Source organism: Pseudomonadota bacterium (genome assembly GCA_016719885.1).
Taxonomy (GTDB): Bacteria; Pseudomonadota; Gammaproteobacteria.
Genome location: JADJYF010000008.1, coordinates 299,532 through 322,077, shown reverse-complemented (window position 1 = coordinate 322,077; position 22,546 = coordinate 299,532). Strand labels below are relative to the sequence as shown.

At 65.7% G+C, this 22,546-nt stretch carries 24 protein-coding genes, 1 tRNA gene and 1 pseudogene; 16 read left to right on the top strand and 10 right to left on the bottom strand.

Going from position 1 to position 22,546, the window contains the following annotated elements:
- Positions 1–47: 47 nt before the first annotated feature.
- The 4 genes from IPM80_10720 to IPM80_10705 form a co-directional block, all read right to left on the bottom strand.
- Positions 48–407: a hypothetical protein gene (locus tag IPM80_10720; protein ID MBK8958883.1), complete on the bottom strand. Its 360-nt coding sequence runs from the start codon at positions 405–407 to the stop codon at positions 48–50.
- A gap of 26 nt (positions 408–433) precedes the next feature.
- Positions 434–826 (bottom strand): MAPEG family protein, encoded by a 393-nt coding sequence (locus IPM80_10715; protein MBK8958882.1) that lies wholly within the window; start codon positions 824–826, stop codon positions 434–436.
- Positions 827–939: 113 nt separating this feature from the next.
- On the bottom strand, positions 940–1,344 hold the full coding sequence (locus IPM80_10710) for a BLUF domain-containing protein (protein ID MBK8958881.1): 405 nt from the start codon (positions 1,342–1,344) through the stop codon (positions 940–942).
- Between the two features lie 119 nt (positions 1,345–1,463).
- The gene (locus IPM80_10705) at positions 1,464–2,177 is read right to left on the bottom strand and encodes a 5-formyltetrahydrofolate cyclo-ligase (GenBank protein ID MBK8958880.1); all 714 of its coding nucleotides are present in this window, start codon (positions 2,175–2,177) and stop codon (positions 1,464–1,466) included.
- Between the two features lie 62 nt (positions 2,178–2,239).
- On the opposite strand from IPM80_10705, the gene IPM80_10700 reads away from it, so the two are divergent.
- The 13 genes from IPM80_10700 (at position 2,240) to IPM80_10640 (ending at position 13,623) form a co-directional block, all read left to right on the top strand.
- Entirely contained in the window at positions 2,240–2,674 is a 435-nt protein-coding gene (locus IPM80_10700; GenBank protein MBK8958879.1) for a winged helix-turn-helix transcriptional regulator, read from the top strand.
- Positions 2,675–2,677: 3 nt separating this feature from the next.
- Complete coding sequence (locus tag IPM80_10695) at positions 2,678–3,103, top strand: PAS domain S-box protein (protein ID MBK8958878.1); 426 nt, start codon at positions 2,678–2,680, stop codon at positions 3,101–3,103.
- 48 nt (positions 3,104–3,151) lie between these two features.
- A complete protein-coding gene (tadA, locus tag IPM80_10690; protein ID MBK8958877.1) occupies positions 3,152–3,655 on the top strand; it encodes a tRNA adenosine(34) deaminase TadA in 504 nt (167 codons plus the stop codon).
- The gene (locus tag IPM80_10685) at positions 3,652–4,152 is read left to right on the top strand and encodes a CinA family protein (protein ID MBK8958876.1); all 501 of its coding nucleotides are present in this window, start codon (positions 3,652–3,654) and stop codon (positions 4,150–4,152) included. The genes tadA and IPM80_10685 overlap by 4 nt, the downstream gene beginning before the upstream one ends.
- A gap of 3 nt (positions 4,153–4,155) precedes the next feature.
- Positions 4,156–4,674 (top strand): RNA 2',3'-cyclic phosphodiesterase, encoded by a 519-nt coding sequence (gene thpR, locus IPM80_10680; protein ID MBK8958875.1) that lies wholly within the window; start codon positions 4,156–4,158, stop codon positions 4,672–4,674.
- A gap of 75 nt (positions 4,675–4,749) precedes the next feature.
- Entirely contained in the window at positions 4,750–5,796 is a 1,047-nt protein-coding gene (recA, locus tag IPM80_10675) for a recombinase RecA (GenBank protein ID MBK8958874.1), read from the top strand.
- Positions 5,793–6,257: a regulatory protein RecX gene (locus IPM80_10670; GenBank protein ID MBK8958873.1), complete on the top strand. Its 465-nt coding sequence runs from the start codon at positions 5,793–5,795 to the stop codon at positions 6,255–6,257. The genes recA and IPM80_10670 overlap by 4 nt, the downstream gene beginning before the upstream one ends.
- Entirely contained in the window at positions 6,244–8,871 is a 2,628-nt protein-coding gene (gene alaS / locus IPM80_10665; protein MBK8958872.1) for an alanine--tRNA ligase, read from the top strand. The genes IPM80_10670 and alaS overlap by 14 nt, the downstream gene beginning before the upstream one ends.
- A 79-nt stretch (positions 8,872–8,950) precedes the next feature.
- Positions 8,951–10,186, top strand: coding sequence for an aspartate kinase (locus IPM80_10660; GenBank protein ID MBK8958871.1), 1,236 nt, complete (start codon positions 8,951–8,953; stop codon positions 10,184–10,186).
- 172 nt (positions 10,187–10,358) lie between these two features.
- Positions 10,359–10,553: a carbon storage regulator CsrA gene (gene csrA / locus IPM80_10655; protein MBK8958870.1), complete on the top strand. Its 195-nt coding sequence runs from the start codon at positions 10,359–10,361 to the stop codon at positions 10,551–10,553.
- A 253-nt stretch (positions 10,554–10,806) separates the two neighbouring features.
- A tRNA-Ser gene (locus IPM80_10650) sits at positions 10,807–10,897 on the top strand.
- Positions 10,898–11,409: 512 nt separating this feature from the next.
- The gene (locus IPM80_10645) at positions 11,410–12,546 is read left to right on the top strand and encodes an acyltransferase (protein ID MBK8958869.1); all 1,137 of its coding nucleotides are present in this window, start codon (positions 11,410–11,412) and stop codon (positions 12,544–12,546) included.
- A 21-nt stretch (positions 12,547–12,567) separates the two neighbouring features.
- Positions 12,568–13,623 carry an acetamidase/formamidase family protein gene (locus IPM80_10640; protein ID MBK8958868.1) on the top strand — a complete coding sequence of 352 codons (1,056 nt, stop codon included), beginning with the start codon at positions 12,568–12,570 and terminating at the stop codon, positions 13,621–13,623.
- Positions 13,624–13,674: 51 nt separating this feature from the next.
- Here IPM80_10640 and IPM80_10635 read toward each other — a convergent pair whose 3' ends face one another.
- Positions 13,675–15,198, bottom strand: a complete 1,524-nt coding sequence (locus IPM80_10635) for a GMC family oxidoreductase (protein MBK8958867.1) — start codon at positions 15,196–15,198, stop codon at positions 13,675–13,677.
- Between the two features lie 200 nt (positions 15,199–15,398).
- Between IPM80_10635 and IPM80_10630 the strand changes: the two genes are divergently transcribed.
- Complete coding sequence (locus IPM80_10630) at positions 15,399–16,184, top strand: SDR family oxidoreductase (protein MBK8958866.1); 786 nt, start codon at positions 15,399–15,401, stop codon at positions 16,182–16,184.
- Between the two features lie 42 nt (positions 16,185–16,226).
- Here the strand turns inward: IPM80_10630 and IPM80_10625 are convergent, their stop codons facing one another.
- Complete coding sequence (locus IPM80_10625; GenBank protein ID MBK8958865.1) at positions 16,227–17,210, bottom strand: fumarylacetoacetate hydrolase family protein; 984 nt, start codon at positions 17,208–17,210, stop codon at positions 16,227–16,229.
- Between the two features lie 99 nt (positions 17,211–17,309).
- Between IPM80_10625 and IPM80_10620 the strand changes: the two are divergent.
- Positions 17,310–18,317: pseudogene (locus IPM80_10620) on the top strand (cobalamin-independent methionine synthase II family protein).
- A 103-nt stretch (positions 18,318–18,420) separates the two neighbouring features.
- Here the strand turns inward: IPM80_10620 and IPM80_10615 are convergent.
- Genes IPM80_10615 through IPM80_10600 form a run of 4 tightly spaced genes read right to left on the bottom strand, consistent with a single transcriptional unit; the run spans position 18,421 to position 21,502 of the window.
- Entirely contained in the window at positions 18,421–19,245 is an 825-nt protein-coding gene (locus IPM80_10615; GenBank protein ID MBK8958864.1) for an extradiol ring-cleavage dioxygenase, read from the bottom strand.
- Positions 19,242–19,577 carry an aromatic ring-opening dioxygenase subunit LigA gene (locus IPM80_10610; protein MBK8958863.1) on the bottom strand — a complete coding sequence of 112 codons (336 nt, stop codon included), beginning with the start codon at positions 19,575–19,577 and terminating at the stop codon, positions 19,242–19,244. Before IPM80_10610 ends, IPM80_10615 begins: the two co-directional genes overlap by 4 nt.
- On the bottom strand, positions 19,577–21,097 hold the full coding sequence (gene hpaE / locus IPM80_10605) for a 5-carboxymethyl-2-hydroxymuconate semialdehyde dehydrogenase (protein MBK8958862.1): 1,521 nt from the start codon (positions 21,095–21,097) through the stop codon (positions 19,577–19,579). The genes IPM80_10610 and hpaE overlap by 1 nt, the downstream gene beginning before the upstream one ends.
- Before the next feature lie 9 nt (positions 21,098–21,106).
- A complete protein-coding gene (locus IPM80_10600) occupies positions 21,107–21,502 on the bottom strand; it encodes a 5-carboxymethyl-2-hydroxymuconate Delta-isomerase (GenBank protein ID MBK8958861.1) in 396 nt (131 codons plus the stop codon).
- A 107-nt stretch (positions 21,503–21,609) separates the two neighbouring features.
- On the opposite strand from IPM80_10600, the gene dapA reads away from it, so the two are divergent.
- Positions 21,610–22,521, top strand: a complete 912-nt coding sequence (gene dapA / locus IPM80_10595) for a 4-hydroxy-tetrahydrodipicolinate synthase (protein MBK8958860.1) — start codon at positions 21,610–21,612, stop codon at positions 22,519–22,521.
- Positions 22,522–22,546: the final 25 nt, after the last annotated feature.

Genomic DNA, 22,546 nt, shown 5'->3' with positions numbered 1-22,546 from the left:
CTCCTGTAGGTGCGAATTCATTCGCACATTCAGAGCGGTCCTTGCTGTCAGATCAAAGGCACACAGTCGCTGCCGCACGTACTGCCCGTCGCCTGGCGCGGCGCGCCGGGCCGGTGCAGCACCGCGCGGGTGATGGTGATGCGCAGCTCGGCGTCATTACCACTGACGCGCGCCTCGCCATCGACGATGAGGCTGTAGTCATCGGCGCTGGGCGCGCCCCACAACACACTCACGAGCTTGCGCGCCGACACGTTCGCGAGGCTGCGCTTGCCGGCGCGGAGTACGAGCTCATTGCCGTCGACACGCACCGTGACGGCCACCGCGTGCGGCCGGCCGTCGTCGCCGCTGCTCAGCAGATGGGGCGGGCTTGGGTAACGCGGCAATTGCTCCAGCAGTTTGGCATTCATGGCGAGTTCTCTCTTGCAGGGCGGCACTACCACAGCCCGGCGCCGCGGCCGAGCAAGGCCAGCGAGCCGGTGATGATTACCAGTGCCGTGAGGTTGGTGCCGACGAAGCGCCCGAAAGTCGCGCCGGGACTGGCGACGAGTCCCTGCGCGTGCAGCACGCGGCCCACCACCAGGGCGCCGCCCATGCCCATCGTCATCCAGCGAGGGCCGATGCTCGCGTACTCCACCAACATCAGCAGCACCAGCGCGAGTGGCACGTACTCGACGAAGTTGGCCTGTGCGCGTATGCGTTGCACCATGGCCGGATTGCCTCCGTCGCCCAAGTCAATTTTGAATTTCACGCGGCCGGCGATCACGTAGGCGCTGAGCGCGATGAGCAACAGGCCGAGCAGACCGGCGGTGATCATCGAGATTTGCATGGTTCCTCCCGGCACGCGTGGTTTGCCGTGCGCGATGCGGGCGCACGGCGGTCGTGACGGAGTCTGACCCGGCCGCGCGCAGGCGGCAAGGCTCGGCGAACGTGCGTCGCGTCCTAGCCGGACGCGCGGGTGAGTTCGTCGAGTATGGCGGCGGCCAGGCTGGCCGGCGGGGTGGGCGCGTTCAATGGCGCCGTGGCGCTTTGGTTCCGTGCCCGGTGTTGCTCGCCGAGGCGCAGACCCATGCTCCATTGGCCAAAGCTGCGCTCGTCGATGACTTTGCGCTCGGTGACGATGAGGTCGGTGTGGCGAGTGTCCAGGCGCACCCGCGCGAGGGTGGCATCGACCTGGTGTTCTTCGCCTTCCAGCACCTGCATGAAGTGTCCGTCGGCGAAGAACAACATGCCGGTGATGCCGTTGTCGGGGTTCCGGTGGCGCGCCGAGGCGATGATCTGCTCGAGGTCCTCGCTGCTCATGGGACGCGTGGCGACACTTTTGTAGACGAGTTGGATGAGGGGCATGCTGTCCTCGAATGGGGGTCGACGCGACAGGGGCGCCCGCACGGGGGCCGGCGGCGCGGTCGATCTTTGACGGCTGCAGCGGTTGGCGGCAGCAGCGCGCCGGTCTTGAGCGCCCCGCTTCAGGGGTCCTGCTCGTAACGCGCTGCGTAGCAGGGCGGCGACGCACACGCTTGCGCCGCGTCGTCGTCAACGGCCCGACGCAGGCGATGGGCCGCCACCGCGCGACCGATGTCGGCCGCGCCGAGCAGGGCATGCAGGCATCCGGCGCGACGTTCGTACACCGCGCGCTCGGTGACGATGAAGTCCATGGGGATGTCGTAGTCCTGTGGCGCGATGCTTGGCATGCGCGACAGCTCGAAGGCCACGCCGAGCTTGAGCGGCGCCGGCTCGAGACCGGCCAGGGTGCGGTCGAAATAGCCGCCGCCATAGCCGAGGCGATAGCCCTGCTCGTCAAAACCCACCGGCGGCATCAGCACCACCTGCGGCGTGACGAGCGGCGTGCCGTCCGGCGTGGGCAGCGAAAAAGCGCCCTTGACGACCGGGCAGCCGGGCCACCAGGAGCGGAATTCCATGGCGGCGCCGCGGCCTTTCACCACCGGCAGCGCGGTGTCGGCGCCGGCCGCGCGCCATTCATCGAACAGCGGGCGCAGGTCCGGCTCGGCGCGAAACGGCACGTAGCAGCCGATCACCATGCCGCGTACCGCCGGCAGCGCGGCGCGCAGGTGTCGTGTGATGGCGGCGGTCCACTGCGCACGCTCGGCGGCGCCGCGGGCCTGGCGTGCGGCGATCAGTTCGGCGCGGCGCTCGGCTCGCCAGGCGGGCAGGTCTTCCATCGCGGCAGCACTCTCGAAAAAACGAACGAGGAATTTATATCACGGCATGATATATATCAGCCATGCGCAAATCCCCCGCGAAGACATCGATGGCCAAGGCCGACTTCGAGCGGCTGGCACAATTCCGCTACCAGCTGCGGCGCTTCCTGCGTTTCAGCGAGGAGCTGACGCGCCGTCATGGCATCACCAACCTGCAATACCAGTTGCTGTTGCAGTTGCAGGGCTTCCCCGGGCGCGCCTGGGCCAGCGTCGGCGAACTCGCGGAGCGCTTGCAGGCCCATCATCACGGCACCGTGGCGCTCATTTCGCGCTGCGAGGCGATGGGATTGGTGCGGCGTCGCGCGCATGCCGACGATCGCCGGCGGGTCGAGATCCATCTCACCGCCAAGGGCACGCGCTGTGTCAGCGCGCTCGCCGCGCGGCATCGCGAAGAATTGCGTTCATTGCAGACGGCGCTCGGCATTCAGGATCTGCGGGCCGGCGGCGACGAGGACTAGACCATGCACGAACCGACGCCCGACCCCAACCACCCATCCGTGCACGCGGCGCTGCTGGCCCAGGCGCCGGATGCCATGATCTACTGCGACCTGGCCGGCAACATCCTGCTGTGGAACGAAGCGGCCACGCGCATGTTCGGCCACGATGCCGCCCATGCGCTCGGCGCCAGTCTCGACATCATCATCCCGGAACGTTTTCGCGCCGCGCATTGGGCGGGATTCGAGCGCGCGGTGACGAGCGGCGTGGCCAAGTATCACGGCCAGGTGCTCACCACCCGCGCCGAACACGCCGAGGGCGGCAAGCTCTATGTCGACCTTGCCTTCAGCATGATTCGCGACGCGGCCGGCGAAGTCTTGGGCGTGCTGGCGACGGCGCGATTGAATGCCGCGCGCAATGCCGCCGCCGATGCCGCCCCGGGCAAGACGTGAACGCAAGACCTGTGCTATCACTGGCGACCCGATGGCGGCGATGCCCTGATGGCCGAAACATTCGAAAGCTCGGACGAAGTCCAACATGCCCGCGATCTCCGCTTCATGCAGGTCGCGCTGGCGCTGGCGCGGCGTGCCCAGTGTGAAGGCGAGGTGCCGGTAGGGGCCTTGGTGACCCTCGACGACGAGGTGCTGGGCGAAGGTTGGAATCGACCGGTCAGCAGCGACGATCCGACCGCCCACGCCGAAATCGTGGCGATACGCGCGGCGGCCACGCGTCTGCGCAATTACCGCATGCCCGGCACCACGCTGTACGTGACGCTGGAACCCTGCGCCATGTGCGCCGGCGCCATCGTGCAGGCGCGCATCGCGCGCGTGGTGTTCGGCGCGCGCGATCCGCGTACCGGCGCCGCCGGCAGCGTGCTGAACGTGCTCGAACATCCTATTCTCAATCATCGCGCCGTCGTCACCGCCGGCGTGGAAGCGGAGGCTTGTGGCATGTTGCTGGTGGATTTCTTCAGGGCGCGGCGTGGCGCGGCGCGTTCGTCATGAGCGGCGTGCCGAGCCAGGATGGCCTCGAAGCGCTGGGCCGCGAGCTCGGCGCCGCGCTGCTTGAACGCGGCTGGCGCATGGCCACCGCCGAGTCCTGCACCGGCGGCTGGATAGCCCAGGCCATGACCGCGACCGCCGGCAGTTCGGACTGGTTCGAGTGCGGACTGGTGACCTATTCCAATGCCGCCAAGGTGGCCTTGTTGGGAGTCGACGCCATGACCATCGAGCGCTGCGGCGCGGTCAGCCTGGAGACCGCCGGCGAAATGGCGGCCGGCGCGCTGCGCGTCGGCGGCGTGGACGTCGCGGTGTCGGTGACCGGCGTGGCCGGCCCGGGCGGTGGCTCCGCGCACAAGCCGGTCGGCACGGTGTGTTTCGGCTTCGCGATCGAGGGCCGCGCCGTCGTCACCGAGCGCCTGGTCTTCGATGGCGACCGTCGCGCGGTGCGCGCCCACACCGTGGCCCATGCCTTGCGGCGTCTCGGCGCAATGCTGGACTGAGCGATGCGCCTGTTCTTCGCGCTGTGGCCGGACGACGCGACGCGCGCCGCCGTGGCGAGCGCGGCGAGCCTGCTCAACCTGCGCGACGGGCGACCGCTGGCGCGCGCCGACCTGCACCTGACCCTGGCCTTTGTCGGCGAAGTGCCCGAGGAGCGCGTCGGCGAACTCGGCGCGATGGCCGCCGCGCTCGACATGCCGGGCTTCGACCTCATGCTGGTCGCGGCGGGCTGGTGGCGACGCAGCCGCGTCGCGTGGCTGGCGCCCGACGTGGTGCCGATACCACTCCAGCGCCTCGCGGCGGCACTGCGGCGCGGCGCCGAGCTGCCCGTGGTCGATGCCGGCAGCTTCCGTCCCCATGTCACCGTCGCGCGCGGCGTGAGACGTCCGCCAGGTCTGCTTGCAAGCTTTTCCGTGCCCTGGCAGGTAAGGGATTTCGCACTGGTTTCATCGAATTCCCAAGGGCCCGGGCCGCACTATCGCTGCCTCGCGCAATGGCCGCTGAGGGACGCCGTTTTCGACTAAAAGGGGCCGCTCTTCTGTGCAATAATCCGGGCCGCTGAATCACATACGGGTCATTTCATGAAGAGGACAAACAATATGGACGACAACAAGCAAAAAGCGCTAGGAGCGGCGCTGTCCCAAATCGAAAAACAATTCGGCACAGGGTCGATCATGCGCATGGGCGATGGCGGCACCGTGCCTGACATCGAGGTCGTATCGACGGGTTCCCTGAGTCTCGACATCGCGCTCGGCGTCGGCGGTTTGCCGCGCGGCCGCGTGGTCGAAATCTTCGGGCCTGAATCTTCCGGCAAGACCACGCTGGCCCTGCACGTGGTGGCGGAAGTACAGAAGAAAGGCGGCACCGCCGCGTTCATCGACGCCGAGCACGCCCTCGACCCGCAGTACGCCGAGCGACTCGGCGTGAACGTCAAGGAACTGTTGGTCTCGCAGCCCGACACCGGCGAGCAGGCACTGGAAATCACCGACATGCTGGTGCGCTCCGGCGCCATCGACTGCATCATCGTCGACTCCGTCGCGGCGCTGGTGCCGAAGGCCGAAATCGAAGGTGAAATGGGTGACAGCCATGTCGGCCTGCAGGCGCGCCTCATGTCCCAGGCGCTGCGCAAGCTGACCGGCAACGTCAAACGCTCCAATACGCTGATCATCTTCATCAACCAGATCCGTATGAAGATTGGTGTGATGTTCGGCAACCCGGAGACCACCACCGGCGGCAACGCGCTCAAGTTCTATGCCTCGGTGCGCCTCGACATCCGCCGTATCGGCTCGCTCAAGCGCGGCGAGGAAATCATCGGCAACGAGACCCGCGTCAAGGTCGTCAAGAACAAGGTCGCGCCGCCCTTCCGGCAGGCGACCTTCGACATTCTCTACAACGAGGGCGTATCGCTGGAGAGCGAACTGATCGAACTCGGCGTGGAGAACAACTTCATCGACAAGACCGGCGCCTGGTACAGCTACAAGGGCGAGCGCATGGGGCAGGGCAAGGACAATGTCCGCCAGTACCTGAAGGACAACCCCAAGATCGCCAATGAAATCGAGGCCAGCATCCGTGCGGTCGCGATTACCTCCAACGCGGCGGCCGCCGGCAGCGTCGAGGATGACCTCGACGAGTTGGAGGAAGCCTGAGCGACGACCCGCGACGGACGGCGCGCGACCTGGCGGTCAGCGCGCTGGCCCGCCGCGAGCACAGTCGCCGCGAGCTCGAGACCAAGCTCGCGCACAAGGGCATCGAGCACGACGACCTGGTCGCCGTGCTCGATGATCTGGCCGAAGAAGGCCTGCAGAAGGACGGTCGCTATGCCGACATCTTCATCCGCAGTCGAGCCGCACGCGGCTACGGTCCGCGCCGGATAGAGCAGGAACTCAAACAGCGCGGCGTAGCCCCATCCCTGGTACGCAGCGCACTCGAATCGGCCGAGGTCGATTGGGATGAGCTTGCGTGCGACACCCGGCGCAAGAAATTTCGAGGCGGGCCACGCGACGCGCAGGCGCGCGCCAGGCAGACGCGCTTCCTAGAATATCGCGGCTTCGATGCCGCACAGATTCGACAGGCATTGAGACAAGCAGCGACCGATGAAGACCTCTGACATCCGCAGTGCGTTCCTCGAGTACTTCAAGGAACACGGCCACACCGGCGTCGATTCCAGCCCGCTGGTGCCGGGCAACGATCCATCGTTGCTGTTCACCAATGCCGGCATGGTGCAGTTCAAGGACGTGTTCCTCGGTCTCGAAGAGCGCGACTACAAGCGCGCCGCGTCGAGCCAGCGCTGCGTGCGCGCCGGCGGCAAGCACAACGATCTTGACAACGTCGGCTACACCGCGCGCCATCACACTTTTTTCGAGATGCTGGGCAATTTCAGCTTCGGCGAGTACTTCAAGAAGGAAGCCATCGAGTTTGCCTGGAAACTCCTGACCGAGCGCTTCGGCATTCCGGCCGAGAAGCTGTGGGTGACCGTATTCGAGAGTGACGACGAGGCGGCCAGCATCTGGCTGGACCACATCGGCGTGCCCGCCGATCGCCTGTCGCGCTGCGGCGAGAAAGACAATTTCTGGATGATGGGCGACACCGGCCCGTGCGGGCCGTGTTCGGAAATCTTCTACGACCACGGTCCGTCCATTGCCGGCGGCCCGCCCGGCAGCCCCGATGCCGACGGCGATCGCTACATCGAGATCTGGAACCTGGTCTTCATGCAGTACGAGCGCACCGCCGGCGGTGAGCAGAAGCGCATTCCGCGTCCGTCGGTCGATACCGGCATGGGCCTCGAGCGCATCGCCGCCGTGCTGCAGGGCGTGCACGACAATTACGACATCGATCTGTTCAAGGCCTTGATCAAGGCGGTGCGTGCCCAGGTGCCGGGCGCGGTCAAGGAAGAGGCCTCACTGCGCGTGATAGCCGACCACATCCGCGCCGCGTCTTTCCTGGTGATGGACGGTGTGCTGCCGTCCAACGAGGGGCGCGGCTACGTGCTGCGCCGGATCATTCGCCGCGCGCTGCGCCACGGCCACAAGCTCGGCATCACGGAGCTGTTCTTCCACAAGCTGGTGCCGGCGCTCGGCGAGCAGATGGGCGATGCCTACCCGCCGCTGCGCGAGCGCGAGTCGGCCATCATGGCGGCCCTCAAGCTCGAAGAAGAACGCTTCGCCGAGACGCTCGACCATGGCATGCGCATCCTCGATGCCAGCATCGCCGAGATGAGCGGCGACACCATCGCCGGCCCGGTGGTGTTCCAGCTCTACGATACTTTCGGTTTCCCGGTCGACCTGACCGCCGACATCGCGCGCGAGCGCGGGCTCAAGCTCGACCAGGCGGGCTTCGAGGCCGCCATGCAGGCGCAGCGCGAACGCGCGCGCGCCGCGAGCCACTTCACCAACGTCGATACCTCCCACGCCATCGACGCCGAGGACCTGTCGCGCATCGGTCGCGAACAGGTCTTCACCGGTTACGCCACCACCCATGACGACGCGCGCGTGGTCGGCCTGTTCGTCGAGGGCCGACCGGTGCCGGCCCTGAACGCCGGCAGTGCCGGTGTCGTCATCCTCGATCGCACGCCGTTCTATGCCGAGTCCGGTGGCCAGGTCGGTGACCGCGGGCGTTTGCTGAATGGCAACGGCGTGTTCGAGGTCGCCGATACGCGCAAGCAGGGCGGCCTGTTTTTGCACATGGGCCGCATGCAGATGGGTACCCTGGCGATGGGTGACAAGCTCAGCGCCGAAGTCGAGGATCCGCGTCGCCAGGCCACGCGCCTCAACCATTCAGCCACCCATCTCATGCACGCCGCGTTGCGCGCGGTGCTCGGCCGCCATGTCGAGCAGAAGGGCTCGCTGGTCGACGCCGAACGTCTGCGTTTCGATTTCTCCCACCCGCAGGCCCTGACGCGCGAGGAACTGACCGCGGTCGAACGCATGGTCAATGCCGAAGTGCGGCGCAACGTCGAGGTGCGGGCCGACGTGATGCCCTACAAGGCCGCCATCGAAAGCGGCGCCATGGCCCTGTTCGGCGAGAAATACGGCGACGAAGTGCGGGTGCTGCGCATGGGCGAATTCTCGGTCGAGTTGTGCGGCGGCACCCACGTCAGCCGCACCGGCGACATCGGCGCCTTCAAGATAGTCAGCGAATCGGGCGTGGCCTCGGGCGTGCGCCGTATCGAGGCCGTGACCGGCGACAACGCCGTCAGCTACAGCCTGGAAGCGGAAGCGCGCCTCGAGCGGATTGCCGGCCTGGTGCGGGCCAACGCCGGCGAAATCGAGCCCAAGCTCAAGCAGGTGGTGGAGCGTGGCCGCGCGCTGGAAAAGGAAATCCAGGATCTGAAGGCCAAGCTGGCCGGCGCCTCGGGCCGTGACATCGCGGCTGGCGCGCAGGACATCGGTGGCGCGAAACTCATCGTCGAAATCATCGACGGGGCCGACATGAACGCCCTGCGCGCGACCTGCGACAGTTTGAAAGATCGTTTTGAACGTGCGGTGGTCGTGCTCGCCACGGTCGAGGATGATAAAGTACGACTGATCGCGGGCGTCACCAAAACCATGACCGCGACGGTACACGCGGGCGACCTCATCAATCACGTCGCCCGCCAGGTCGGCGGTAAAGGTGGCGGTCGCCCCGACATGGCGCAGGCCGGCGGCACCGACGCCAGCCGGCTCGAAGAAGCGATGCGGTCCGTGACCCCGTGGGTCGCCGAGCGCGCGGCAAAGAATCCTTGATGCGATGCGCGTGGCGCGAGCTCCCCCGGAGCTCGGCGCCCGGCGTTCGCCATTGGTGCAAATCAAGCATGGAAACAGCATGAGCACGATTGTTCAGAAATTCGGTGGTACTTCGGTCGGCGACACCAAGCGCATCGAAGCGGTGGCCGAGCGGGTGGCGCGCACCCAGCGCGCCGGTAACAAGGTTGTGGTGGTGGTGTCGGCGATGTCGGGCGAGACCGATCGCCTGCTCGGCCTCGCCAAGGCCATCGAGCCGCGCGCGGGCGGGCGCGAGCTCGACGTGCTGCTCTCGACCGGCGAGCAGGTCACCATTGCGCTGTTGTGCATGGCGCTCGCCAAGCACGGCGTACCGGCGGTGTCCTACACCGGCAGCCAGGTGCGCATCCTCACCGACAGCGCCTTCAACAAGGCGCGCATCGAAGCCATCGACGAACACCGCGTGCGTGCCGATCTCGATGCCGGGCGGGTGACGGTGGTGGCGGGTTTCCAGGGTGTGGACGAGAACGGCAACATCACCACCCTGGGGCGCGGCGGCTCCGATACCACGGCGGTGGCGCTGGCGGCCGCGCTCAAGGCCGACGAGTGCCAGATTTACACGGACGTCGATGGCGTCTATACGACCGACCCGCGCATCGTGCCCGAGGCGCGGCGCCTGGATCGCATCACCTACGAAGAGATGCTGGAAATGGCCAGCCTCGGCGCCAAGGTGCTGCAGATCCGTTCGGTTGAATTCGCGAGCAAGTATCAGGTCAATCTGCGCGTTCTGTCGTCCTTCGAGGAAGGCACGGGCACGCTGATCACCACCGAGGAAAACATCATGGAGCAAGCACTCATTTCCGGCGTCACGCTGAACCGCGACGAAGCACAGATCACCGTGGCCGGCGTGCCGGATCGTCCGGGCATCGCGAGCGGCATCCTGGGCCCGGTGGCCGCCGCCAACGTCGAAGTCGACATGATCGTGCAGAACACCGGCGCCGATGGCACCACTGACTTCACTTTCACCGTGCACCGCAACGATTACGACCGCACGGTCGAGATCCTGGAGAAGGTTGCCCCCGAGATGGGGGCCAAGGGTGTGCGTGGCGATCGCAAGATCGTGAAGATATCCATCGTCGGTGTAGGCATGCGCTCACACGCGGGCATCGCCAGCCGCATGTTCAAGGCACTGGCCGATGACGGTATCAACATTCGCATGATTTCGACCTCGGAGATCAAGATCTCGGTGGTGGTCGATGAAAAGTACTCTGAACTCGGCGTGCGCATTCTGCATTCCGAATTCGGCCTGGAGAACGCCAACAAGCTTCACAATGCCTGACAAACAGGCAGACATTTGTGACGCGTGGTCCAGGATTTTTTCCTTGCCAGTCGATAGAATTGAATTGTCAGGGAAAGATAGTTGTCGAATTCGGGAGCGTCCGAACGAGGCAGTTATTGTTTATCAACCGCTAGCGTCGCAGGAGCGCCGTTAAGTCATATGGAGAAACGGTATGCTGATATTAACCAGACGGGTTGGAGAGTCATTGATGATCGGTGACAACGTGAATGTCACCGTGTTGGGAATAAAGGGTAACCAGGTTCGTATCGGTGTGAATGCACCGAAAGAAGTCTCGGTGCACCGCGAAGAAATCTACCAGCGCATCCAACAGGAAGGTGGCGAGGACGTCGCCAACCAGGCGAAATAACTCGCGGAGCGGATCAAGCGATACCAGGAAACGTATCGACGCTTTGATCGGAAAGGTCCCAAGCCCGACCTGACCGTCTCTCCTCACCAGTTCCAGCGCCACCTCCGGCGCCGACCGACCCAAGACTTTTTGACCTCGCCGGCTCCCTGGCGCCCGATGCATGGCCCACGTCCGAGTCCAACGACCGACGAATTCCCCGAGCCCCGATTTCACCTTTACCCTGCCGCGTTGCGCGGTTATTCTGTGCGCCTCCGGAGAGATGGCCGAGCGGCTGAAGGCACTCCCCTGCTAAGGGAGTATGGGTCAAAAGCCCATCGAGGGTTCGAATCCCTCTCTCTCCGCCATATATGCAAAAGGCCCCAACAGGGGCCTTTTGCATATATGGCGGAGAGAGATTGAGAGCCGAACCCTACGTTCGACAATCGTCCAAAGGACGATTGGCCGCCGCAGCGAAGCAGCGGCGCCCCGCAGGGGCGAGCAAACGCAACAAGCGTTTGCGAGGCAATCCCACCGGCCCCAACAGGCCTTTCCTGGGAGTTAAAAACCCTTCTGTTTCGCTTTCTCTCCAAGGAGCCGCCCCCAACGCCCCAAACCCAACAAGCTTTGCGGCATCCACATCGAGGCCCCAATAGGGGCCTTTTGCATATGTGGCGGAGAGAGAGTGAGAAGCGAACCCATCGCTCCGCGCCTCACGTTACAATCCCCCACCGTCGCAGCGGTTAAGCCAAGATTGGGTTCCTGCCCAGCACAGTCCGCCGGTGCAAGCCCCAATCAAGCCTGATGTTCTACCCTGTCGCGCAGGCCCAGTGGTCACTATTGCAGCGCTCGCGCGTCAGGGGATGGGGTTTCTCGGGGCATGAGTGCCATCGCCATTTCGTTTTTACCCGCCGTCAGCGGCCGCCTGCGTTTCATCGACGGACTGCGCGCCGTCGCCGCGCAACTCATCGTCTGGCACCATCTCGCGTTCTACGGTCCCCTGTCCGACGTTGCCCGGCCCCTCACTCCGTTTGTCATCGACATCCTCCATCACCATGGGCGCATGGCGGTTCAGGTCTTCCTGGTTATCGGCGGCTTTGTCACGGCGCAACATATAGAGCGTTTGCCGGCGCTCGATCTGCGCGGCTTCCTGCGCGAAGTCGGGCGACGTTATCTGCGTACCGGCGGCCCCTATCTCGTCACGTTGGGGTTGGCCGTCGTCGCCAACGCGGTGGCCGACACGTGGATGGATCACCGATCCATATCGGCGGCACCCAGCGTGCTGCAACTGCTGGCCCACGCTTTCTACCTGCAGGATCTGCTCGGATTTGAAGCCCTGAGCGCCGGCATCTGGTACCTGGCGGTGGACTTCCAACTGTTCATACTGGTGCTGACGGTGAGCGCGGTGCTGCGCTGTTGGTTGCCACGATTGTCGCTGCACGACCATGCCATTGTCGTTGCCAGCCGCGGCGTGTTCGGTGTGCTGGCCGCCGCTTCCCTGTTCTGGTTCAACCGCGATGCGGCCTTCGATCATTGGGCGGTGTATTTCTTCGGCAGCTATTTTCTCGGCATGTTGTTGCGCTGGACGCTGGAGGGCAGCAGCCCGCCGTGGTTGCTGGGCAGTTACCTGGCCCTGGTGGTCACGGCGTTAATCGTCGACTGGCGGCCGCGCCTGCTGGTTGCGGCGTTGACGGCCGTGCTCATCGTGCTCGCAGCACACCGGCGTTTCCTGCAACACTGGCCAGCCAATGCCGCGGTTGCGTGGCTAGGCCGCATCTCGTTCAGCCTGTTCCTGGTGCACTTTCCGATCTGCCTGGTCGTCAACGCGTGGTTCTCGCGCCTGCCGCTGTCGCCGCTTCAAGCCTGGTCGGCGATGGTCGGGAGCCTATGCCGCGAGCCTTGCCGTGGCGGTGGTCTTTCATCATTACGTGGAGGCGCCTTTCCAGCGCATGGGGGCAACGCGCAGCGCGTGAGCCGACGTGTGGGCGCGCACCGCTGTGGCGATATACTGCGGTGAACCTTGATGGGAGGGGGCCCCGTGCAAAAGATCAAACGCCGCAAAGTCCAGAAATACGCCTTCGACAACCGCGACAAGCCGTGCATGCGGGTCAAGCCCGGCGAAGTCTTCCAGATTGAAACCGATGATGCGCTGTCGGGCATGATCTCCGACGACAGCGACAAGCCCACCGTGCAGGGATTCGCCGGCGCGCACTTTGCGCGGCTCGCCAAGCGCACCCCCGGCCTGTTCAACCCGGTGGTCGGGCCGATCTTCGTCGAGGGCTGCAAGGCCGGTGACGTGCTGGCGGTCAAGATCGACTGGATCGATCCCTGGCGCTACGGTTTTTCCGGGGCGCTGCCGGGCATGGGGCCGTTGGGAGATTCCCTGCGTTACAAGGACTGCGCCGAAGGCTACGTTCACGTCATCGAGCACCTGCCGGGGCCGAGCGGTCACACCCGCGATGGCACGGCGAAATACTCGGACACCCTGAGTTGGCCGCTCGAGCCTTTCATCGGCACGCTCGCCACCGCGCCCGAGCGTGAAGTGGTGACCTCGGTGCTCGGCCAGGGGCCGTTCGGCGGCAACATCGACTGCCGTGACATCTGCCCCGGCCACACCATCTATCTCAATTCCTACAACGACGGCGGACTCTTGTACGTCGGCGACGTGCACGGCGGGCAAGGGGATACCGAGTTCACCGGCATCGCCGACGAGACCCGCGCCACGGTGCAGATGTCGGTGTCCGTCATCAAGAACAAGCGCCTGCCCTGCGTGCGCATCGACAAGGGTGACAGCATCGTCGCGGTCGGTATCAACCTGCCGATGGAACAGGCGGTATACGACGCCACGCGCAATCTCATGGAGTGGCTGGAAGAGGACTACGGTGTCACGCCGCGCGATCTCTACGTGCGCATGTCCTGCGACCCGGCGTTTCGCATCCGCACTTACCAGATGGTGAGGCTCGGCACCCTGCAGCACGTGGTCGGCGCGGAATACCCGAAGTCGCGCTTGTTCGATGCGCTGGCGCCGGCCAAGAAGAGCGTTGCCAAGAAGTCGACGAGCAAGCGCAAGCCGGCAACAGCACGCAAGCGCTGAGCCGCTGCACGGGCCTGTGGGCCGACATCCTCGCGGTGTCGGCCAGCGTCGTCAGCGTGGCTTGTGCCTGGCGATGAACTCGGTGGCGAGATGGTCGGACCACGCCGCGATGGTCATGGACGGCGGTCCGCCCGGCGCGCGCGGCAGCGCCGCCGCATCGGCCACGTAGAGCCCGGGATTGTCGAACACCTGGCCGTCGGCGCCGACCACGCCATTGTCGATGCTGGTGCCGAGGCAGGCGCCGCCGGTCGGGTGCACGGTGATGGGTGTCTTGGGCGCGTAGATTTTCTTGCCGGTCGCCGCCGCCATCTTCTCGAAGGTGTCCTTGATGCGCTTGAAGATCGGGCTGCGGCTGGTGTCGTACTCGATATGCAGCTTGCCGCCACGCAAGCTGACCGTGCCGCACATGTCGTCCTCACCCAGGCCCGCAATCATGGTGCCGCGCTTCAAGCGTTCGCGCACCGCCTTGGGCAAGGGATAGCTGTCGACCGACGGCAGGCCGCCGCCGCCTATCATCGGCGCGTCGTTGTCACCGCGCGGCCGCACGCCGCCGGTGGTGGGCAGGCCCAGGGTTTGATCGAGGCCCGGCTGGTTGTAATCCCAGAAGCCGAAATAATCGCCATTGCTGCCAAAGTGTTTGCCGAGCCGCGGCATGCCACTCAGGCCGCCGATCACGTCGCGGCTGTGCAAGAGAATGCGCAGGGTGTTGAGCGTTCCGGCCGCCAGGATCACGTGGCTGGCGGTGATCGCTTCACGCTCGCCGCTGTGATGGTCGATGTACTCGATGCGATAGCGCGCGTCGGGCTCATTGCCGAGGCGCACGATGGCGGTGACTTCGGCCATGTCGCGCACCTTCAAGCCCTGCTTGAGCGCGGGCGCGAGATACACCGTGTCGAGCGTGGTCTTGCCGCCCTTGGGTGAGCCCAGGAAGCCGTCGTCGTTGCCCTTGTAGTCGACCTCGTAACGCTCGACGCCGTGGTCGTCGGTGATCTTGACCGGGTTGTCCGGATCTTCGGGCAAGAGATAGCCCAGGCGCGGATCGGGCGGCGGCGCCGCCGGCTCCAGCACCGGGTTGTCCTTGAAGCGCGCGGCCGAGGTGTTGGGAATACGGTGATCGGCCATCGGCGTGGTCGAGCCCATGCGTTCCAGCACCGCGTCGTAATGCGGCGACATCACCGCGTCGGAGATCGCCTCGTGATGGCCTTCCCAGTATTTTTCCGCGAGCGGCCGCACGTTGACCGCGGAATACACGTGGCTGCCGCCGCCGACGTTGGACGAGCAGGCGATGGTCAGGCCCTTGGCGAAGAACAATTCGAACAGGCCGTGCTTGCTGAGCTTGACGCGGCTGCCGGGCATCCAGTTGCCGCCGACCGCGCGCAACAGGCGCGTCGGCAACTGCCAGCCGCGCGGCAGGGCCGAGCGTTTGGCGATGCCCATCGAGCGCACCGGCACGGTGTCGCGCCATGGACCGCGCTCGAGCAGGGTCACCGGAAAACCTGCCTCGGCGAGGCGCGCGGCGCTGACCGAGCCGCCGAAGCCGCTGCCGATCACTACGATGTCTATGCCCTTGCTCATGACTTCACTCCGCCTCGAATCGAATCGGCGCGATGCCGCGCCAAGCGTCGATGGTAGCCAAAGACGATCGTCCGCCGCCACTGCCCGCGCGTCTTGATCGCGGTCAACGCCGCGCCAGCGCGGCACCGTGCAAAGCCCGGCGCGGAAAGCGACAATGCCGCGCAACAGGTAATCACGAGACAGAAGGAGCGATATTCGACATGGGGATCTTGAGCAAACGGGTGGCACTGGTCACGGGCGGCGGACGCGGCATCGGCCGCTCCATCGCATTGGCATACGCACGGGCCGGCGCCGACGTCGCCATCACTTCGCGCACGGCGGGCGAACTCGACAAGGTGGTCAAGGAAATCGAGGCCCACGGCGTGCGCGGCCTGGCGGTGGTGGCCGATGCCATGAGCTACGAGGACAGCCAGCGCGCGGTGGCGACGGTGGTCGAGAAACTCGGCGCCATCCACATCCTGTTCAACAACGCCGGCGGCGTGGCGATGCCCAAGACCGCCACCGGGCTTGCCGCCGCCAGCCACGAAGACGAAGCCTTCGTCGCCAACATCATGTTGAACCTGGTGTCGGCGCAGCGCATGTCGCGCGAAGCGCTGCCGCACATGATCAAGCAGGGCTGGGGCCGCATCATCCACATCGGCTCGGGCTATGCGAAACGCGGTGGCGGGCTGTTGGCCTATACCGCCGCCAAGCACGGCATCGTCGGCCTGACGCGCGGCATGGCGACCGAAGTCGCGGCCCATGGCGTGACGGTCAACTGCCTGTGTCCGGGCTGGACCAATACCTCGCTGCTCGATTGGGACATGCTCGGCGCGGCGTGGGGCATCGATGCCGCCACCGCCAAGGCCAAGGCCTCGGCCGAGTGCCTGCAGAACCGCATCGTCGAGCCCGACGAACTCGGGCCGATGGCGGTGCTGCTGGCATCCGACGATGGCCACGGCATCACCGGCCAGGTGCTGTCGGTGGATGGCGGCTACAAGGTGTGAGGATTTCCCGCGCTTGAAGCGCCGCGGGCCGCGCGAGGGGGCTTACCTGGCGCGGCACACGCACTGATCGAGCGTTCCGCACACTGACTGCCCGCTCGCGTCCCGCATGTCGATGCGGACCCGCGTGCCGAAGCGCAGCCACGGCGTACGCGGCTCGCCATGTTCGGCCTGTTCGTCGACGCGCACCTCGGCGATACAGCCGTGGCCGGTGGCGGGGTCGCGGTTCGACACCGCGCCGGCGCCGATGATGGTGCCGGCCGCCAGGCGCCGGGTGCGTGCGGCGTGGGCGATGAGATCGGCGTAGCTGAAAAACATGTCGTCACCGGCATTCGGGCAGCCGATACGCTCGCCATCGACGAAGGACAGCAGCGGCAGGTGCACGCGCGCGTCCCGCCAGGCAGCGCCGAGTTCGTCCGGCGTCACCGCCACCGGCGAGAAGGACGAGGCCGGCTTCGATTGCACGAAACCGAAGCCCTTGGGCAATTCACTGCGCGTCAGCGCGCGCGCCGTCCAGTCGTTCATGAGCATGATGAGCTTGATGTGGTGCGCCGCCTCGGCGGCGCCGACGCCCATCGGTACATCGTCGGTGATGATGGCGATCTCGGCTTCGTAATCGATTTCCAGCGCTTCGCTGGCGAACGGCACATCGTCACACGGCCCGTGAAAGCTGTCCGACAGGCCCTGGTACATGAGCGGCTCGGTCTCGTGATTGGGCGGCATGGCGACACCGCGGGCGCGGCGCGCCTTTTCCATGTGGTGCAGGTACACCGAGCCGTCGAGGAACTGGTAGGCGCGCGGCAGCGGGCTGGCGCAATGCCGCGCGTCGAAGTCAAACGCATCGCTGCACCCACCATCATTCAAGCGGGCACTGACCTCGGCCAGGCGCGGCGCGCAATCCGCCCACCCATCGAGCGCCTGTTGCAAGGTGACGGCGATGTTCGGCACCGCCACCGCTTGCGTGAGCTGGCGGTTGACCACCACCAGCGTGCCGTCACGGCCACCCTGTACCAGGCTCGCGAGTTTCATCTGTGTTTTCCTGTTTGCGCGCGCTGATTGTAGGAGTGACGTCCGCCACCGTCACCCGTGCTATGGTCGGCGCGCCTGGCTGATGCACGAGGACGTGATATGCAACCCGACGAGCGCTTTGCCACCACGGTGGTCGGCAGCTATCCGCAACCGGCATGGCTGGTCGACCACGACAAGCTGCGCGCCAAGGTCGTGCCGCGGGTGCGCGCGCCGGACATCTGGCGGGTGCCCGCGCCGTGGCTCGCGGAAGCGCAAAACGACGCCACCTTGTTGGCCATTCGTGACCAGGAGCGTGCCGGTATCGACGTCATCAGCGACGGCGAAATTCGCCGCGAGAGTTATTCGAACCGCTTTGCCACCAGCCTCGGTGGCCTGGATCTCGCGGAGCCCTTCATTCGGCACGTGCAGGGCTTCGAGATCCCGCTGCCGCGCATCGTCGCGCCGCTGGTGCGGCCGGCGGCGGTGGAAGTCGAGGACCTGTGTTTTCTGAAAGCCAATACCGGGCGGCGAGTGAAGATTACCTTGCCCGGGCCCTTCACGCTCAGCAAGCAAGCCTACGACTGCCATTACGGTGACGCCGAGGAAGTGGCGATGGCCTACGCCGCCGTGGTCAACGAAGAATTGCGCGACCTGGCCGCCGCCGGCGCCGACGTCATCCAACTCGACGAGCCATGGCTGCGCGAAGATCCCGATGGCGCCAACCGCTACGGCGTGAAAGCCATCAACCGCGCCTTGCAGGGCGTGAACGTCACCACCTGCATTCACCTGTGCTTCGGCTACGGCTTCGTGGTGTCGCCGAACAAGCCCAAGGCCTACGCGTTTCTCGCGCAACTCGCCGACTGCGTGGTGGACCAGGTCTCCATCGAAGCGGCGCAGCCGCATCTCGATCTCGGCGTGCTGAGGGAGTTGTCCAACAAGACCATCGTGCTGGGCGTGGTCGACCTGTCCAACAACGAAGTGGAAAGCGTGGAGACTTTGACCGCGCGAAGTCGGCGCGCGCTGCCCTTCGTTGCGCCAGAGCGGTTGATCCTCGCGCCCGACTGCGGCATGAAGTACCTGAGCCGCGCGGCGGCGTTCGGTAAGTTACAGGCGCTGGCCGAGGCGGCGCCAACTGCGCGCCTTGTAGGTGCGAATTTATTCGCACATTGCCAGGCGTTATGGTCCGCGATTTCGTTTCAATGTGCGATTGAAATCGCACCTACAGGTCGGCTCAGGCGATGGCAAACCGCGCCACCGTGCATCCCACCGCGAACAGCGGCAGCTCGGCGGTGTAGTACTGCAGTTCACCTGGGCCGCGCGCCGCGGCAGCCGTGGCGATATAGGTGCGGATCTCGAAACCGCCCTGGCCGCCGTCGCGGTAAGTTTCTTCATCGCTGTAGGACGTCAGCGCCGCGCGATCCTGGCTGAGCAGGCGGCGCAGGAACTCGCGGTCCCAGGCTTCGTTGATCTTTCCCGAGTCCGGCGTCGCCGGCCAATGGGAAATGCCGCCGGTGCCGACCAGCGCGATCTTCTCCGGTACTGCATCGCAGGCGCGGCGCAGCGCTTCGCCAAAGGCCCAGGCGCGGCGGAGCGGCGTCAGGGGCGGACCCTGGCAATTGATGTTGGCGGGGATCACCGGCATGCGGTAATCGGGGGTGAGGAAATGCAGCGGCACCATGATGCCGTGATCGAATTTCCATTCCTCGGCGTAGGCCGTATCGACGGTCTGCATCACTTCGCGCACCAGGCGCCGGCTGAGATCGGCATTGCCCGGCACGCGCGTGCGCGCGATGCGCAGCCAGTTCGGATCCTCTATGGGCCCTTCGTAGCTGTCGGCCATGCCGATGCAGAAGGCCGGCATGTTGTTCATGAAGAAATTCGCGAAGTGTTCGGCGGCGACCACCAGCAGGGCCTCGGCGCCGCTCGCTTCGATGTCGCGACGCATGGTGTCCATGTGCGCGAACAGTTCATCACGTCGCGCGGTGTTTTCCACCAGGTGCGCACGCCCGGTCATGCCCGGACCGTGACTGCACACCCCTGCATAGACGAGGCTCATGGCTTGGCACCTTCGGCGGTGAAACTCGCGCCGCCACCGGTCATGGCATAGACGCCGGCGCGCACCGGGCCGTATTTCTTGATGCCTTCGCGCATGAGGTCTAGGTAGTCGAACCACGCGATGCCGAGAAACGCGGCGTAATGCATGAGAATCTGGCCGTTGACGCCGAGCACGTACAGCAGGCCGATGTCGCCCTCGCGCAGCGCCTGCCGTTCTTCTTCGCTGAGATCGTAACGGCCCAGCAGGCCTTCGAGCGCTTGCTTGTATTCACGCTGCGCATCCGGCTCACGGTTCAACACGTAGAGAAATTTCTGCAGCTGGTAGAGACTCATCACGCCCCCAGTTTCGGTATCGCGTGGCCGCCGAGCGCCACGCACACGTTCTTGGTTTCCATGTAGAACTCGAAGCTGTAGTCGCCGCCGTCGCGACCGATGCCGCTGGCCTTCATGCCGCCGAACGGCGTCGGCAGGTGGCGGTTGTTCTCGGAATTCACCCAGATCATGCCGGCGTCGAGATTCCGCGCGAGACGATGGCTGCGCCCGACGTCGCCGGTCCATACGTAGGCGGTCAAGCCGTAGGGAATGTCGTTCGCAAGCGCCAGCGCGTCGGCTTCGTCCTTGAAGGTGATCGCGGTCAGCACCGGCCCGAAGATCTCTTCCTGGGCGATGCGCATGCCGTTGTGCGCGCCGATGAACAGCGTCGGCTCTACATAGTTGCCGCTATCGTTCACCGCCGCGCGCCGGCCGCCGGCGGCGATGGTCGCGCCATCCTGGCGCGCGATGTCGAAGTAGCTGCATACCTTGTCGTAATGACGGCGGTGCACGAGCGGCCCGATCTCGGTGGCCGGGTCGAGCGGATGACCGACCTTGAGGCGCGCGATGCGTGTCTTCAGTTTGTCGATGAAGGCCGCTGCAGTCGATTCCTGGATCAACAGGCGGCTCGACGAGGTGCAGCGCTCGCCGTTCAAGCTGTAGATCATGAACACCACGGCGTCGAGCGCACGCTCGAGGTCGGCATCATCGAACACTATCACCGGGTTCTTGCCGCCGAGTTCGAAATGCACGCGTTTCAAGCTCGCCGCGCCCTGGCGCATGATGTGGCTGCCGGTGATCGATTCACCGACGAAGGCCACGGCCTTGATGGCGGGGTGTTCGGTGAGTGGTTTGCCGGCGTCCTCGCCGAGGCCCTGCACCACGTTCCACACGCCCGCCGGCAGACCGGCCTCGTGGGCGATTTCCGCCAGCAGCATGGCCGACAAGGGCGACCACTCGGCGGGCTTGTGCACCACCGTGCAACCCGCCGCGAGTGCCGGCGCAATCTTCCAGGTGGACAGCATGAAGGGCGTATTCCACGGCGTGATCACGCCGACCGGGCCGATGGGCTGGCGCAGCGAGTAATTGAGATGCTCGTCGGCCGGCATCGATTGCCCGTCGCGCGCACCCGGCGCGCGGTCGGCGAAGAAGCGGAAGTTCTCCGCGCCGCGTACCGCCGCCTTGCTCATGAAGCGCAGCGCCTGGCCACAGTCGTAGCTTTCGACCAGGGCGATATCGCGGGCACGCGCCTCGATGGCATCCGCGACCTTGTGCAGCAGCGCCTTGCGCGCCTCGCCCGGCAGGTCGCGCCAGGCCGGGAACGCCGTCTGCGCGGCGCGGCAGGCGCTATCGACGTCCGCGGCGTTGCCGGCCGCGACCTTGCCGATGAGGCTGTTATCGATCGGCGTCAGGTTGTCAAAGCTCGTGCCGCTGACGCCGGCGTGGGGCGCGCCATTGATCCAATGGGGCAGGGTGGAAGCGCGAAAGCGTGCCAGCAGCGCGTGCGCGGCCTGCAGGTTGTCGTCGAGTGGCGTTGCCATGGGTCTTCCTCAAGCGGTGCCGCGTTGGGCCATGTAATCGCGGATGTTGCCGGCCTTGTAATTGAGCACCGGGTCGATCTCGCTGATTTCAAACGACAGCGCCAGCGGCCGTTTGTCCAGCAGCGGTTGCAGTTCACGGCACAACACCTCGAACAATTGGTCGCCGGCCGCCTTGCGCACGTCCAGCGAACGGCCATGGGCGATGCGCAGCGTGAGATGGATGAAGGCGTTGTCCGGGTGGCCATCGGCGACCAGGTAATGGTCGCGGCGCTCGGCACGGGTGCGCAGGCCTGCGCGCGGGAAGGCCTCGATGCCTGCGGCGACCCCGTGCAGGGCGGCGATGAGCGTGTTCAGCTGCAACTCCGGCTCGAGATTGGCGGTGTATTCGATGGTGATGTGAGGCATGGGCGAACGGCTCCCGCGTTGCAAGCGATTAACATGTTAACTATACTCGCGGCGCCGCCGAGATCAAGCCGCGCGCGGCCACGCATTCATCGCACGAGGAACATGTCATGTCGAAGTTGCAAGCACTGAAGGGTTCGATTCCGCCGGTGGTGACGCCTTTCAGGAACGGCGCGGTGGATTACGAGACCTATGCGCGGCTGGTGGAATTCCAGGTTGCCGAAGGGTCCCATGGCGTGCTGGTCAACGGCACCACCAGCGAACCCTCGACCCTCACCACCGCCGAGCGCAACCGCCTGGTCGACGTGGCGATGGAGACCGTCCACGGCCGCGTGCCGGTGGTGGCCGCCACCGGCTCGCAGTCATTCGCCGAAACCGAGGAACTGACCCGCCACGCGGTGCAAGCGGGCGTCGACGCCTTGCTGGTGGTCACGCCCTATTACATCCGCCCGCCGCAGCGCGGCCTGGTGGCCTATTACCTGGCGCTCGCCGCGCAGCACGAAGTGCCGTGGATGATCTATCACATCCCCGGTCGCGCGGCGGTCAATGTCACGCTCGAATCCATGAAGCAGATCCGTGAGCAGTCGCCGCACTTCGTCGGCATGAAGCACGCGGTCAACGATCTCGGCCTCGTCACCGAATGTCTCGCCGCCTTCGGTGACGACTTCAAGATCTTCGTCGGCCTCGAAGAACTGTCCTTCCCGATGATGGCGATTGGCGCCTGCGGTCTCATGAACGCGGTCGGCAACCTGCGGCCGGGTGTGCTTGCGCGGATGTGTGAGGCGGTGTGGAAGGGCGACCTGGCCGCGGGCCGTGATCTCCACCAGCGCTTGCTCGAGATCAACCAGGCGGTGTTCTACGACACCAATCCCATTCCCATGAAGTACATGATGAGGAAGCTCGGTCTGCTCACCACCAATGAGCATCGGCTGCCGATGGTGCCGGCCAGCGCGGAGCTCGAAAGGCGGCTCGACGGCGTGCTCGAACGCGCCGGCCTGCTGGGCGCGGCAAGTCACGGGTGAGCAGTGCGCCGGCCCGTGGTCGTCG

Excerpts from the sequence above, each read along its gene's own strand:
- IPM80_10715 (MBK8958882.1), bottom strand. The coding sequence starts at position 826 with ATGCAAATCTCGATGATCACCGCCGGTCTGCTCGGCCTGTTGCTCATC.
- tadA (MBK8958877.1), top strand. The coding sequence starts at position 3,152 with ATGGCCGAAACATTCGAAAGCTCGGACGAAGTCCAACATGCCCGCGAT.
- IPM80_10720 (MBK8958883.1), bottom strand. The coding sequence starts at position 407 with ATGAATGCCAAACTGCTGGAGCAATTGCCGCGTTACCCAAGCCCGCCC.
- thpR (MBK8958875.1), top strand. The coding sequence starts at position 4,156 with ATGCGCCTGTTCTTCGCGCTGTGGCCGGACGACGCGACGCGCGCCGCC.
- IPM80_10615 (MBK8958864.1), bottom strand. The coding sequence starts at position 19,245 with ATGAGCCTCGTCTATGCAGGGGTGTGCAGTCACGGTCCGGGCATGACC.
- IPM80_10610 (MBK8958863.1), bottom strand. The coding sequence starts at position 19,577 with ATGAGTCTCTACCAGCTGCAGAAATTTCTCTACGTGTTGAACCGTGAG.
- IPM80_10625 (MBK8958865.1), bottom strand. The coding sequence starts at position 17,210 with ATGAAACTCGCGAGCCTGGTACAGGGTGGCCGTGACGGCACGCTGGTG.
- IPM80_10705 (MBK8958880.1), bottom strand. The coding sequence starts at position 2,177 with ATGGAAGACCTGCCCGCCTGGCGAGCCGAGCGCCGCGCCGAACTGATC.
- IPM80_10630 (MBK8958866.1), top strand. The coding sequence starts at position 15,399 with ATGGGGATCTTGAGCAAACGGGTGGCACTGGTCACGGGCGGCGGACGC.
- IPM80_10710 (MBK8958881.1), bottom strand. The coding sequence starts at position 1,344 with ATGCCCCTCATCCAACTCGTCTACAAAAGTGTCGCCACGCGTCCCATG.
- IPM80_10645 (MBK8958869.1), top strand. The coding sequence starts at position 11,410 with ATGAGTGCCATCGCCATTTCGTTTTTACCCGCCGTCAGCGGCCGCCTG.
- IPM80_10660 (MBK8958871.1), top strand. The coding sequence starts at position 8,951 with ATGAGCACGATTGTTCAGAAATTCGGTGGTACTTCGGTCGGCGACACC.
- recA (MBK8958874.1), top strand. The coding sequence starts at position 4,750 with ATGGACGACAACAAGCAAAAAGCGCTAGGAGCGGCGCTGTCCCAAATC.
- IPM80_10700 (MBK8958879.1), top strand. The coding sequence starts at position 2,240 with ATGCGCAAATCCCCCGCGAAGACATCGATGGCCAAGGCCGACTTCGAG.
- alaS (MBK8958872.1), top strand. The coding sequence starts at position 6,244 with ATGAAGACCTCTGACATCCGCAGTGCGTTCCTCGAGTACTTCAAGGAA.
- IPM80_10635 (MBK8958867.1), bottom strand. The coding sequence starts at position 15,198 with ATGAGCAAGGGCATAGACATCGTAGTGATCGGCAGCGGCTTCGGCGGC.
- csrA (MBK8958870.1), top strand. The coding sequence starts at position 10,359 with ATGCTGATATTAACCAGACGGGTTGGAGAGTCATTGATGATCGGTGAC.
- IPM80_10695 (MBK8958878.1), top strand. The coding sequence starts at position 2,678 with ATGCACGAACCGACGCCCGACCCCAACCACCCATCCGTGCACGCGGCG.
- IPM80_10600 (MBK8958861.1), bottom strand. The coding sequence starts at position 21,502 with ATGCCTCACATCACCATCGAATACACCGCCAATCTCGAGCCGGAGTTG.
- IPM80_10685 (MBK8958876.1), top strand. The coding sequence starts at position 3,652 with ATGAGCGGCGTGCCGAGCCAGGATGGCCTCGAAGCGCTGGGCCGCGAG.
- dapA (MBK8958860.1), top strand. The coding sequence starts at position 21,610 with ATGTCGAAGTTGCAAGCACTGAAGGGTTCGATTCCGCCGGTGGTGACG.
- hpaE (MBK8958862.1), bottom strand. The coding sequence starts at position 21,097 with ATGGCAACGCCACTCGACGACAACCTGCAGGCCGCGCACGCGCTGCTG.